The following is a 12,271-nucleotide window of genomic DNA, read 5'->3' as shown; positions in this document are numbered from 1 at the left end:
TCGCCTGTTACGACGAGAAAGCGCGTGTCGTTGGGAGCATGACGGTCGTGAACCAGATGACCGTTCGCCGATTCCCCCTGTCGTCCGTGCTCACCCGGGTGCGTGACCGCTCGCCCGGACTGGCCGCGGGCCTGCTGGGCGGTGTGTTCGCGGCCGGGCTCGGGCTCGGCTCGCTCGCCGTGCTGGTGATCGTGCTGTGGATCAGTTCGCCGTATCCCGACAGCGGTCCGGACGGGGCGCTGCATGCCGCGGCGGCGCTGTGGCTGCTGGCGCACGGGGCGGAACTGGTACGCACCGACACCCTGTCCGGGGTCCCCGCACCGATGGGGGTGACGCCGCTGCTGCTGCTCGCGCTGCCGGTGTGGCTGGTGCACCGGGCCGCGCGGGACGCGGTCGACGACTCCCCCGAGGCCACGGGAGGGGCGGCGTTCACGGGCGTGGTCCTCGGCTATCTCACCGTCGGGGCAGGGGCCGCGCTGTACGCGGCCGGCGGCGAGCTGCGACCGGCGTGGATGTGGACGGTGGTGTGCGTGCCCCTGGTCGTGGTCTCGGCGGCGGGCGCGGGGGTCTGGACGGCATACGGCCGCCCACGCGAACCCGTGGACGACGTGCTGCTGTCGCTGCCCGCGGGCATGCGGCGGCTGCTGCTCGACCCGGACGCCCGAGACCGACTCGCCGCGGCGGCGCGCGCGGCCGGCGCGGGTGTGGCGGTGCTGGTGGGCGGTGGCGCGCTGCTGCTGGGAACGTCCCTGGTGTGGCACGGCGGCGCCACCCGGCTCTCCTTCCTCCAGCTGACGGAGGGCTGGTCGGGCCGGTTCGCGGTGCTGCTGCTGTGCGTCGCGCTGCTCCCCAACGCGGCCGTCTGGTCGGCCTCGTACGCGCTGGGGCCGGGCTTCGTGCTCGGGGCGGGGCATGTGGTGGGCCCCCTGTCGTCGGCGCCCGCGCCGCTCCTGCCGCCGTTCCCGCTGCTGGCGGCGGTCCCGGAGGCGGGAGCGGGGACGTGGCCGAACTGGGCCGCCGCCGGGGTGCCCCTGGTGGCCGGGGTGACGGTGGGCTGCTTCGTCGGCCGGGCCGGGAGCCGCCGCGAGGCCGGCAGGGGGTCCGGGGTGCCGACGACGAGAGGCGAGGAGAAGACGGTGAGGGGCCAGGAGAAAGGAGGTACCGCACCCTCGGTCGCCGCCTGGTCCCGAGGCCGCACCGCCGGTACCGCCTGGCTGGCCGGGGTCCTGTGCGCGGCGGCGGTCGCGTTGCTCGCCGCGCTCGCGGGCGGTCCGCTCGGGGTCGCCGCGCTCGCCCGGTTCGGGCCGGTGTGGTGGCTCACGGGTGCGGCGGCGCTGGCCTGGGTCTCGCTGGCGGCCGTCCCGACGGCCGTGGGGGCACGGGCGTGGCGGTGCCGGGAACGACGGGAGCGCCGGGCTGGGGCGGAGGCGGCGGCATCGGGGCTGACGGCGGTTCCGGGGGCGTCCGCAGGTCGGGGGAGCGCCGAGGAGCGGTTCGCGCCGGAGCCCGGCCTCCAGGCGTCGCGGACGCCATCCCCCGCACCCGGTGGCTGGTTCTCGCGCACGAAGGGCGCCCGTCCGCCCGTACCGCAGCCCGCGACAGGCGGCGGCCTCCCCGCGGCACCGTCGGACGAGGACGCCACCCCGGCCGCCGGAGGAGCCGCCTCTTCGCGCCGCTGGTTCTCCCGCGGCAAGCACGCCCGGTCGGCCCCCGCACCCGCCGCGCCGTACGGCCACGGCGAGGACGACCCCTCCTTCGAGCCGTACGACTTCCTGCCCGCCGACCCGCGGGCCTGGCCCGACGACGCCGAGCGGGACGCCTCCCGGCAGGCCCGGTGGGCGGCGCTGAAGGAGGTGTCGGCGCCTCTCGAGCCGCCGGAGGCGCCGTGAGGGTCAGCCGGTGCCGAAGACGTCCCGCAGCTGCTCCGGCAGCAGGCGGTCGCAGGACTGCTTCGCCTCGTTGGTGAGAGCGTCGTTGGTGCAGGTGTAGAAGTCGCTGTAGACGAGCTGCACCGCGAACGTGCTCGCCACCAGGGCGATCGCCAGGGACGAGGTGACCAGTCCGCTGATGGCCGCCGTCCGCTGCGGGCGGCCCCCCGCCTCGGGCACCGAGGCGTCCGGGTCGGGGGTGCGCGGCTTGGCGCGCAGGGCGCTGATGCCCCAGTACAGGGCGAGCGCGCCGAGCAGCAGCGCGACGTACGGCCAGCTGAAGAGGGCGAAGAAGAACGCCCACATACCGGTCAGCAGGGAGTACCGCGCGCGGCGCTGGGCCGGGTCGGTCGGGTCCCAGCGCATGCCGCCGCCCTGGCCGGGACCGCCCTGGCCCTCGGGGCCGGAGCCGCTGCCGGGGCGGTCGCCGAAGGTGCCGGAGGAGCGGCCGGGCTGGCGGTCGCTCCACTGGCTGCCCCACGGCGACCGGCGGCCCTCGTCGTCGTCGGAGGAGTCGCCTGCCGGGTGGCGCGGCTGCCAGGGGCGGTCGGGGGTGCCCTCCGGCGGCGGCGCGAAGGGGTTGTCCTCCTCCGCCTTGCGGTCCGGCTGGTCCGAGGGCGCGTCGGGCGGTGAGGCGGGGCGCTCCCGCAGCAGCACGCCGCGGTGCTCCCCTCCCTGCGCCTGCTGCGGGGGGAGCGAAAGGAGTCGCAGGCTGCGGTCCGGCATCAAGTGAGCGTCTTCCCCTAGGTGATATGACGAGTGACGGCGACGAGCGGACGGCGGGAACGGCTGTCCGGCGTGAGCCTTCATCCGGGAAACGCACCGCACGACGACCACGTTCCCGACTCGGGCCGTAGCAGACGCTACCTCCCGGCCCCGCCCCCGTCCCGTGGGGGCCGCCCGGAGTGCCGGTATCGTTGCTGGCGTTCGGCCGCTTCGTAGACTTCCCCGTATCCCGGGGCGCGAAGCATTCGTACGAACGTACATAACGCACGTCCGGACGGCCGACCGTACGGAAAACGCTCCCCCGAGAAAGGGCCCCACCGTGGCCGCCAAGCCCGTGGCCAAGCGCCTCGTCGTGCTGGTCTCCGGATCCGGCACCAACCTCCAGGCGCTGCTCGACACCATCGGCCAGGTCGGCACGGAGGCCTACGGTGCCGAGATCGTGGCCGTCGGCGCCGACCGCGACGGCATCGAGGGGCTCGCTCGTGCCGAGCGGGCCGGCATCCCGACCTTCGTCCGCAAGGTCAGGGACTACGGGACCCGCGAGGAGTGGGACGCCGCCCTCGCCGAGGCGACCGCCGCGTACGAGCCCGACCTGGTGGTCTCCGCCGGGTTCATGAAGATCGTGGGCAAGGAGTTCCTCGCGCGCTTCGGCGGGCGGTTCGTGAACACCCACCCCGCCCTGCTGCCCAGTTTCCCCGGCGCCCACGGCGTCCGTGACGCGCTCGCGTACGGCGCCCGGGTCACCGGCTGCACCGTCCACTTCGTCGACGACGGCGTCGACACCGGACCGATCATCGCCCAGGGCGTGGTCGAGGTCCGGGACGAGGACGACGAGAACGCTCTGCACGAGCGCATCAAGGAAGTCGAGCGAAGGCTGCTCGTCGATGTCGTGGGGCGGCTCGCCCGCAACGGCTATCGCATTGAGGGACGAAAGGTAGTTATCCAGTGACCGCCGAGAGCAACAAGCGGCCCATCCGACGGGCGCTCGTCAGCGTCTACGACAAGACGGGTCTGGAAGACCTCGCGCGCGGGCTGCACGAGGCGGGCGTGGAGCTCGTCTCCACCGGGTCCACCGCCGGCCGGATCGCCGCCGCCGGCGTCCCCGTCACCAAGGTCGAGGAGCTCACCGGCTTCCCCGAGTGCCTGGACGGCCGCGTCAAGACGCTGCACCCGCGCGTGCACGCCGGCATCCTCGCCGACCTGCGCCTGGAGGACCACCAGCGCCAGCTCGCCGAGCTGGGCGTCGAGCCGTTCGACCTGGTCGTCGTCAACCTCTACCCGTTCCGCGAGACCGTCGCCTCGGGCGCCTCGCCGGACGAGTGCGTCGAGCAGATCGACATCGGCGGCCCCTCGATGGTCCGCGCCGCCGCCAAGAACCACCCCTCGGTCGCCGTCGTCACCAGCCCCGCGCGGTACGCCGACGTCCTGAGCGCCGTCCAGGACGGCGGCTTCGACCTCACCACCCGCAAGCGGCTCGCGGCCGAGGCCTTCCAGCACACCGCGTCCTACGACGTCGCGGTCGCGAGCTGGTTCGCGAGCGAGTACGCGCCCGTGGACGAGTCCCGCTTCCCCGACTTCCTGGGTGCCACCTGGGAGCGCAAGGACACCCTCCGCTACGGCGAGAACCCGCACCAGCCCGCCGCGCTCTACGTCGACGGCAGCGGCGGCGGTCTCGCCGAGGCCGAGCAGCTGCACGGCAAGGAGATGTCGTACAACAACTACACGGACACGGACGCCGCCCGCCGTGCCGCGTACGACCACGACGAGCCCGCCGTCGCGATCATCAAGCACGCCAACCCCTGCGGCATCGCGGTCGGCGCGGACGTCGCCGAGGCGCACCGCAAGGCACACGCGTGTGACCCGCTGTCGGCGTTCGGCGGTGTGATCGCGGTCAACCGTCCGGTGTCCAAGGAGATGGCCGAGCAGGTCGCCGAGATCTTCACCGAGGTCATCGTCGCGCCGGACTACGAGGAGGGGGCCCTGGAGGCCCTCGCCAAGAAGAAGAACATCCGCGTGCTGAAGGCCCCGGCCGCCCCCGCGAACCCGGTCGAGCTCAAGCTCGTCGACGGCGGCGCGCTGCTCCAGGTCACCGACCGCCTCCAGGCGGACGGCGACGACCCGGCGAACTGGACGCTGGCGACGGGGGAGGCGCTGAGCGCGGCCGAGCTCGCCGAGCTGTCGTTCGCCTGGAAGGCCTGCCGCGCGGTGAAGTCCAACGCCATCCTCCTCGCCAAGGACGGCGCCTCGGTCGGCGTCGGCATGGGCCAGGTCAACCGCGTCGACTCCGCCAAGCTCGCCGTGGAGCGGGCCGGTGCCGAGCGCGCGCAGGGCTCCTACGCGGCCTCGGACGCGTTCTTCCCCTTCCCCGACGGCCTGGAGATCCTGATCGAGGCCGGCGTGAAGGCGGTCGTGCAGCCGGGCGGCTCGGTCCGTGACGAACTGGTCGTCGAGGCCGCGAAGAAGGCGGGCGTGACGATGTACTTCACGGGGACGCGGCACTTCTTCCACTGAGCCCGACCCCGCGATCCGCTGATCTCGCTGATCTCGCTGATCTCGCTGATCTCGCTGATCTCGCTGTGCCGCGGCGCCCGGTCCTCGTGACCGGGCGCCGTTGTCAGTGCCGGATGAGAGCCTGGCGGCATGATCGTGGAACGCGCGTACGCCCATGTCGCCGAGGCGGCGGAGCCGGCCGGCCCCGCCCCCTGGCCCTGGTCGGTGCCGTGCGTGCGGCAGCTCCTCGACGACGGCCTGCGGTTCACCGCCCCGGTCACCTTCCTGGTCGGGGAGAACGGCTCGGGCAAGTCGACCCTCGTCGAGGCCCTGGCGGAGGCCTTCGGACTCGACCCCTGGGGCGGCTCGGCGGGCCATCGCTACGCCGGTCCGCGGGAGCGCTCGCCGCTCGGCGACCGGATGCGGTTCGAGGCCACCAGGGCCGGGCGCCGGATGCTCCAGGGCCCGCACACCCGCCGCCGGGGCTTCTTCCTGCGCGCCGAGACCGCGCTCGACGCACTCGGCAGGGAGCAGCGCACCGGCCGTCTCACCGGCACCCCGGAGGAGATGAGCCACGGCGAGGGCTTTCTGATGGCCTTCCGCGAGCGCTTCCGCGAACCCGGCCTGTACGTCCTGGACGAACCGGAGTCCGCGCTCTCCTTCGCCTCCTGCCTCGAACTCGTCGGCGTCCTCGACGACCTCGCCCGCGCGGGCGCCCAGATCATCTGCGCCACCCACTCACCCCTGCTCACCGCCCTGCCCGGCGCCGAGATCATCGAGGTCGGCGAGCACGGCATGCGGTCCGTGGAGTGGCACGAACTGGAGCTGGTCGAGCACTGGCGGCGCTATCTGGACGACCCGCGCGCCTATCTGCGGCACATAGTCGGCGGCTGAGCCGCGCGCCCCTCGCCCCCGGCGACCGGCCCGCTCGTCGGCTCCCGTGCCGCGCCCCGTCGTCGTCAGGTCGAACTCCGCAGCGCCGCCCAGGTCTCGGCGCCCACCGCCCCGTCGGCCTCCAGCCCCTTGGCGCTCTGGAACTGCTTCACCGCGGTCTGGGTCCCCTTGCCGAACTTGCCGTCCACCCCCGAGTCGCCGACGGCGTAGCCGCGCCGGGTGAGCATGCACTGGACCTGGACCACGCGCTCGCCCTTGTCACCCCTGCTGGTGAGCTCGGTGCCGGAGTAGTACGTGCACTCGGAGATCCAGGGCGGGTCGGCGGGGGTGGGCGCGGTCTCGCCGGCCGTGGCGGTGGGGGCGCCGCCGTCACTCGTGGCTCCGCCCCCGCCCTGGGTGGCCGTCGCGGAGGGGGTACGGCCGACCGGGCCGTCGTCGGAACCGGCAGAAGTCTCCTTTTCCCCGCCCGGCTCCTGCGTCGTCTCGTCCGGCCTGCCCGCGGAGCCGTTCGGGGAGCCGCTCGCGGCGGGCGGCGAGGAGGCGCCGGGCAGGCCCGAGGCGGCGTCGGCGTCGGAGGGGGCGCCCGCGGAGACCGTGGGGGACGGTCCGGCTGTCTCCTCGTGGGAGGAGCGGGTGAGTAAGAGCGCGCCCACGACCACGACGGCCACCGCGAGGGCGGCGGCGAGGGCGAGGTAGGGCTTCCTCCGATGGCGGGGAGCGCGGGGGGTGGGGGGCGTGGAGGGCGCGAACTCGCCCGGCGGGGTGGGGAGGGACGCCGCGTAGTGGTGGGCGGGCGGCTGTGGGGGAGCGGGGGTGGGGTCGAGGGCCGGGTCCGAGGCCGAGGCCGAGCCTGAGCCCGGGGCGGCGGGACCCGCGTGAGGCGCATCCGTGCGCGCCCCCGGCATGCCCGGCGCCCCCGGCATGCCCGGCGTCCCCGGCATCCGTGACGTCCCGGACGCCCCCGGCACCCCTGACGCCCCCGGCGCCCGCAGCCCGCCGTTCTGCCGTGTCGAGACCCGCTCCAGCAGCTCGCATGCCGCCTGCTGCTCCAGCAGGCGGGTGGCCAACGGTTCCTGCCAGGGCTCGGTGTCCCCGAGCCGTGCGCGCGCGGCGGCCTCGATCAGCTGCGCCGGGGTGGGGCGCCCGGCGGGGTCCTTGGCGAGGCAGGCGGTCAGCAGCGCGGCCAACGGCTCGTCGACCGAGGCGAGTTCGGACATCACCTCCGCCCTGGGCTCCTCGAAGGCCACCCGGTGCATGACGCCGACGCCGGTGCCGTCGCCGAACGGGGTGTGCCCGGTGGCGGCGTAGATCAGTGTGCCCGCGAGGGAGAAGACGTCGGAGGCCCCGTCGCAGGTGCCCTCTCGCAGGTACTCGGGGGACATGAACGCCGGGGTGCCCACCCGGCTGCCGGTGCCGGTGATGGTGCTGCTGTCGACGGCCCGGGAGATGCCGAAGTCGATGACGTGCACGCCCCGCGGGGACAGCAGCACGTTGGACGGCTTGAGGTCGCGGTGGACGACACCGGCGTCGGCCAGTGCCGCGAGGGCGTGGCCCAGCTCCGCCACCAGCCGCCACACGCCGGCCTGTTCGAGCCTGCCGCCGTTGCGCACGGCGTCGGCGAGGTTGATGCCGGGGACGTACCGGGTGGCCATCCACAGCAGCTCGTCCTCGGACTCGAACCCGGTGCCGAGCAGCCGCGGGGCGTACGGGGTGTCGACCCGCCCGTGCACGGCGGCCTCCCGCTCGAACCGCCGCCGGAACTCCGGGTCCTCGGCGTACTCGGGCCGGATCACCTTCACCGCGGCGAGGCCGGGGCCGTCGTCGGCGGGGCGGGCCAGATGGACCCGTCCCATCCCGCCGCTGCCGAGCCGCCCGAGTGGCACGTACGGTCCGATGCGGGCGGGGTCGGCGGGCTGGAGCGGAGCGGCACCGGCGCGTATGAGCTCGGCGTGGTACGGCGGCGTGGGATGCCGCTGGTCCGTCATGAGTCCCCCGAGTGCTGTTCTGCCTCAACGCCCAACGGCGTCACGCGAGTTGCAGTGAGGCTAGCGTGCCGGGGCGGCCTTGGACCCGCCGGTGCCGGACCGGCGGCCGGCAGTCCGGCCGAGGGGAGGGCAGGAAACGCGGGGCGAGCGGCCCGCGACGGACCAGGGCCGTGTCTCCCCGCGTGCGGGTGAGACACGGCCCTTGGACACGGTCGGCGTGAACCGTCCGTTCGCGAACGCGAGTTCGGCGCGCTCGCCGTGCGGGTCAGTAGCGCGGGCGGGCGAACCAGGCAGTGCCGCTGGGAACGACCGGGGCGGCCGCGATGATGCCGCCGAACGCCAGCCACAGCAGCGGGCCGACGACCGCCGAGGCCAGACCGGAGTCGAGGCCGACGAACAGGCCGAGGATGCCGACGATGGCACCGAGAGCGCCGTAGATCACGGTGGTGATCCGGATGCCCTGGCCGCCCCGGCTGAACTTGACGCCGAGGGTGATCGACAGGGCCGCCAGAGCCGCCGCGAGCAGGGCGAAGACGCCGAAGACGCCGGCCGCCATGTCGGCGCCGTCGCTCCCGGTGCTGAACCCGAGCTCGTCGGCGCCGTCCGACACGTCGCTCGCGAACGCGGCGAAGTAGAGGAAGACCAGGGCGCCGATGATCTGCACGGCCGAGATGATGAACAGGAAGACGCGGGCCGTCACCAGCAGGCCCGGCATCGACTGCGGCACCATGTTGGCGCCCCCCGGGTAGCCGGGGTACGCCGGCTGCGGCGGGTAACCGGGGTAGGCCTGCTGCGGCTGCGGCGGGTATCCGGGCGGCGGTCCCTGCTGCGGGTAGCCGTACCCGGGGGGAGCGGCGGGCGGCTGCTGGGGCGGGGGCCCATAGGGGTTGTTCGGGTCGCCGAAACTCATGGCGGTGTTTCCTCCGTAGACCGAATGTGCGGGGACGACGAGCGGCACGGTCGGAGGAAGGTTCTACAGATGCGGTTCGTCCCCCCGGTACAGCCCGCGGCACTGTGGCCACAATCGTTCTTCAGTGGCCGGTTCGTTGTCCAGCCGCAATCCCTATGTGTTGTGCAAGTGCAACATCGCTGATCATGAGTGGATACGGCGGGACAGGCGCACAGGGACCCGGATTGGAACCGGGACCCCGTCATCCGCGAGGATGGGGTCATGACCGCCCAGATTCTCGATGGCAAGGCCACCGCAGCCGCGATCAAGTCCGATCTGACCGCCCGCGTGGCGGCGCTGAAGGAGAAGGGCGTCACGCCCGGCCTCGGCACGATCCTCGTCGGGTCCGACCCCGGCAGCCAGAAGTACGTCGCGGGCAAGCACCGCGACTGCGCGGAGGTCGGCATCGCCTCCATCCAGCGCGAACTGCCGGAGACGGCGACGCAGGAGGAGATCGAGGCGGTGGTGCGGGAGTTGAACGAGGACCCCGCCTGCACCGGGTACATCGTCCAGCTGCCGCTCCCCAAGGGCATCGACGAGAACCGCATCCTGGAACTGATGGACCCGGACAAGGACGCCGACGGCCTCCACCCGATGAACCTCGGCCGCCTGGTCCTCAACGAGCCGGCCCCGCTGCCCTGCACCCCCAACGGTGTGCTCACCCTCCTGCGCCAGTACGGCGTGGAGATCAAGGGCGCCGAGGTCGTGGTCGTCGGCCGCGGTGTCACCATCGGCCGCCCGATGCCGCTGCTGCTGACCCGGCGCAGCGAGAACGCGACCGTGACCCAGTGCCACACCGGCACCCGCGACCTCTCCGCGCACCTCAAGCGCGCCGACATCATCGTCGCCGCCGCCGGGTCCGCCCACCTCATCCGTCCCGAGGACGTGAAGCCCGGCGCCGCCGTCCTCGACGTCGGTGTCTCGCGCAGCGCCGAGGGCAAGATCGTGGGCGACGTGCACCCCGGCGTCGCCGAGGTCGCCGGGTTCATCTCCCCGAACCCCGGCGGTGTCGGCCCGATGACCCGGGCCCAGCTGCTCGTGAACGTGGTCGAGGCGGCGGAGCGCAGTGTCGGCTGACCAGGAGCAGAACGACATCGAGGTACGGGACGCGATCAGCGCGCCCGACGCGGAGGGCAGGCCGCGCCGGGTCACCCGCCGCTTCCCGCTGTTCACCCGGGACACCGCCCGTCCCGAGGGCGGTGGCCGGGCCGCACCGAGCGACGCCCCGGCGCCCGCCCGGCAGTGGCCGATCCTCACCGTGCTGGCCGTGGTCGCGCTCGGCCTGCTGCTCACCGCCCTCGACGTCTTCCGCTACGGCACCCTGCTGATCGGCGCGGCGCTGGTCACCGGTGCCGTGCTGCGCTGGATGGTGCGGGACGTCGGCATGCTCGCGGTGCGCTCCCGCTTCACCGACATCGTGACCTACGGCGTGCTGGGCACCGTGATCGTCCTGCTGTCGATGATGGCCCAGCCGGATCCCTGGCTGGAGATCCCGTTCCTGAAGGACACCCTGCACTTCACGGTCGACAGCTAGCGGCCCACTGCCACGGCGACGGCGGCCCGTCCTCTCCCCCGAGCAAGGACGGGCCGCCGTCTGCGTCCACCTTCTTGCACGGCGAACGCCCCGTTCAACGCCTGTCAGCGCGCTGTGCCACGGAAGTGACCGTTCCGCTACGGTGTCCGGTCCCTGTCACCACGGGAACCGATCACCTCCCGGCGTCGGCTTGGTCGCTTTTGGGGGAGCTTCGCACCTGAGTGGTGAGTGTCACGGATTGTGTGCCTTCTGTGTGCCGATGTGTGGACAAGTTCGCGGATGTGCGACGAAGTCGCTCAACAACCGGGTTAGCGTGTCCGATCGGGATGGTCCGGGACGTCCCGTCGCGTGCAGACTGGACCCCGGCATGGTGAGCGTGCGACGGTGCATGCCCACAGCCCCGATGCACCCGTGCGCCCCCACCCCGGGAACTGAGATCCTTAGCGGGCGCATCCCTTTGGGTAGCCCGACGGGGACCTGAGCAGAGGGCACATGCGCGGGGGGAACACACCAGCACCAACCGGGGGGAAGAGGGGGGTAGCAATGCCTCGTTGGAGGGCCTTGCCCGATGAACTTGATCCGCAGGTCAGGGAGTTCGCCAGCCAGCTCAGGCGGCTCGTGGACCGCAGCGGTCTGAGCGTCGCGGCGCTGGCCGACCGCACGGGCTACAGCAAGACGTCCTGGGAGCGTTATCTCAACGGCCGGCTGCTCGCGCCCAAGGGCGCGATCGTGGCGCTCGCCGAGGTCACCGGTACCAATCCGATCCACCTGACCACCATGTGGGAGCTCGCCGAGCGCGCCTGGAGCCGCTCGGAGATGCGCCACGACATGACCATGGAGGCCATCCGCATCTCGCAGGCGCGCGCCGCGCTCAGCGAGTTCGGGGCGCCTCCCGCGAGCGCCAAGGGCGGCAGGACGGCCCGCAAGAGCACCAGCGCCACGGCGACCCCGGGGGTGGCCGGGCCCGCGGGCGTGGCCCCGACGGTGCCGCCGCAGCCGACGGCGCCCGAGGTCAGGGACGCGACGCCGGGGAACCGCGAGGGCGGCGACAGCACGAACTCCTGGGGCCTGGCCGGGTACAAGGGACCTTCCCCGACGGGCGGACGCGCCCCGGAGGGTACGGCCCGACCGGCATCGGCGCCCACGCCCGCACCGACGCCGACGTCGGCCCCTGGCCCGTCGTACGGCGAGCCCCCGCGGGGGCCCCGTTCCGCCGCTCGCGGCGGTGGCGGGGGCAGGCGGCGGCTGACGATGTTCCTCGCGGGTGTCGTCGGTGTGCTCGTGGTGGTCGGCGCCGCGTACGTGCTCACCGAGGGCGGCGGCGGCAAGGAGAACGAGGGTCAGGACGCCTCGCCCTCCCCGACCGCCACCACCTCCGTCGACCTCCCGCCCGGCGTCAAGTGCAGCGGCGACTCCTGCACCGGCAAGGACGCGGAGGCCATGGGGTGCAGCGGGGACCTGGTGACCACCGCCTCGACCGCCACCGTCGGCACGACGGTCGTGGAGGTCCGCTACAGCAAGACCTGCGGTACCGCGTGGGGCCGTATCACCCGGGCCGCGCAGGGCGACGAGGTCGTGGTGAGCGTCGGCAAGGCCGGCAAGAACAAGCAGAACGGGTCGATCACCGTGGCCGGCGACACCATCGCGTACACGCCGATGGTCGCGGTGAAGGACGCCGGGGACGCCGTCGCCTGCGCCACGCTCGCGGCGGGCGAGAAGGGGTGCACCCGGTAGTCGCCGGGCCCTCGAGAACAATGTCGGGGCC

The 12,271-nt window shown here is 73.6% G+C and carries 10 protein-coding genes; 7 read left to right on the top strand and 3 right to left on the bottom strand.

Going from position 1 to position 12,271, the window contains the following annotated elements; all coding sequences use genetic code 11:
* The first annotated feature begins 38 nt into the window (after nucleotides 1-38).
* The gene (locus tag ACH41F_RS32180) at nucleotides 39-1,889 is read left to right on the top strand and encodes a DUF6350 family protein (RefSeq protein WP_398838653.1); all 1,851 of its coding nucleotides are present in this window, start codon (nucleotides 39-41) and stop codon (nucleotides 1,887-1,889) included.
* A gap of 3 nt (nucleotides 1,890-1,892) precedes the next feature.
* Here ACH41F_RS32180 and ACH41F_RS32175 read toward each other — a convergent pair whose 3' ends face one another.
* Nucleotides 1,893-2,654, bottom strand: coding sequence for a hypothetical protein (locus ACH41F_RS32175; protein ID WP_391234601.1), 762 nt, complete (start codon nucleotides 2,652-2,654; stop codon nucleotides 1,893-1,895).
* A 319-nt stretch (nucleotides 2,655-2,973) separates the two neighbouring features.
* Here ACH41F_RS32175 and purN point away from each other — a divergent pair, with 319 nt between their 5' ends.
* From purN to ACH41F_RS32160, 3 genes are all read left to right on the top strand, one after another.
* Complete coding sequence (purN, locus tag ACH41F_RS32170; RefSeq protein WP_391234603.1) at nucleotides 2,974-3,603, top strand: phosphoribosylglycinamide formyltransferase; 630 nt, start codon at nucleotides 2,974-2,976, stop codon at nucleotides 3,601-3,603.
* Complete coding sequence (purH, locus tag ACH41F_RS32165; protein ID WP_391234605.1) at nucleotides 3,600-5,165, top strand: bifunctional phosphoribosylaminoimidazolecarboxamide formyltransferase/IMP cyclohydrolase; 1,566 nt, start codon at nucleotides 3,600-3,602, stop codon at nucleotides 5,163-5,165. Before purN ends, purH begins: the two co-directional genes overlap by 4 nt.
* A 129-nt stretch (nucleotides 5,166-5,294) precedes the next feature.
* Nucleotides 5,295-6,038 (top strand): AAA family ATPase, encoded by a 744-nt coding sequence (locus tag ACH41F_RS32160; protein ID WP_391234607.1) that lies wholly within the window; start codon nucleotides 5,295-5,297, stop codon nucleotides 6,036-6,038.
* 65 nt (nucleotides 6,039-6,103) lie between these two features.
* On the opposite strand, the gene ACH41F_RS32155 is transcribed toward ACH41F_RS32160, so the two are convergent.
* Together ACH41F_RS32155 and ACH41F_RS32150 are read right to left on the bottom strand one after the other, a co-directional pair.
* Entirely contained in the window at nucleotides 6,104-8,023 is a 1,920-nt protein-coding gene (locus ACH41F_RS32155) for a protein kinase (protein ID WP_398838651.1), read from the bottom strand.
* Nucleotides 8,024-8,288: 265 nt separating this feature from the next.
* Nucleotides 8,289-8,933 carry a hypothetical protein gene (locus tag ACH41F_RS32150; protein ID WP_391234611.1) on the bottom strand — a complete coding sequence of 215 codons (645 nt, stop codon included), beginning with the start codon at nucleotides 8,931-8,933 and terminating at the stop codon, nucleotides 8,289-8,291.
* Nucleotides 8,934-9,194: 261 nt separating this feature from the next.
* Here ACH41F_RS32150 and ACH41F_RS32145 point away from each other — a divergent pair, with 261 nt between their 5' ends.
* The 3 genes from ACH41F_RS32145 (at nucleotide 9,195) to ACH41F_RS32135 (ending at nucleotide 12,240) form a co-directional block, all read left to right on the top strand.
* The gene (locus ACH41F_RS32145) at nucleotides 9,195-10,049 is read left to right on the top strand and encodes a bifunctional methylenetetrahydrofolate dehydrogenase/methenyltetrahydrofolate cyclohydrolase (protein WP_391234613.1); all 855 of its coding nucleotides are present in this window, start codon (nucleotides 9,195-9,197) and stop codon (nucleotides 10,047-10,049) included.
* A complete protein-coding gene (locus tag ACH41F_RS32140) occupies nucleotides 10,039-10,506 on the top strand; it encodes a DUF3017 domain-containing protein (protein ID WP_391234615.1) in 468 nt (155 codons plus the stop codon). Before ACH41F_RS32145 ends, ACH41F_RS32140 begins: the two co-directional genes overlap by 11 nt.
* Nucleotides 10,507-11,049: 543 nt before the next feature.
* Nucleotides 11,050-12,240, top strand: a complete 1,191-nt coding sequence (locus tag ACH41F_RS32135; RefSeq protein ID WP_398838649.1) for a DUF2690 domain-containing protein — start codon at nucleotides 11,050-11,052, stop codon at nucleotides 12,238-12,240.
* Nucleotides 12,241-12,271 lie beyond the last annotated feature (31 nt).

This window comes from Streptomyces sp. NPDC020489 (assembly GCF_044386545.1).
In the GTDB taxonomy this organism is placed as follows: domain Bacteria; phylum Actinomycetota; class Actinomycetes; order Streptomycetales; family Streptomycetaceae; genus Streptomyces.
This window is presented reverse-complemented; position numbering and strand designations above follow the sequence as displayed.